1 pseudogene is annotated in these 242 nt (G+C 30.6%); it reads left to right on the top strand.

Annotated features, from left to right (window positions below):
- Positions 1-242: pseudogene (locus Q0V21_RS32790) on the top strand (hypothetical protein); the annotation flags it as partial.

The raw sequence follows: 242 nt of genomic DNA, 5'->3' as shown, positions 1-242 counted from the left end.
GAAGAAACCATTTATCAAGATCGAACAGATTTAGAAGCCTCAATTAATCATTACCATATAGAGGATTTAAGGACTGGAATAAAACTCATTTCGAATTGGAAAGAGAATATAAAGTTGAACTACCCTGAAAAAGACTTTATTTTAATTTTAAGTTCTACAATCGAAGGAGAAGATGTGGTAATTAGATTCTATCAATTTAGAGATCATGAACCTGAATGGATTAAACTAAACGATCTTGAAGG

It is taken from the genome of Paenibacillus sp. 11B, assembly GCF_030487755.1.
In the GTDB taxonomy this organism is placed as follows: Bacteria; Bacillota; Bacilli; order Paenibacillales; family Paenibacillaceae; genus Paenibacillus; species Paenibacillus vandeheii.
The sequence above is the reverse complement of the archived record's forward strand: the minus strand, read 5'-3'. Positions and strand labels throughout refer to the sequence as shown.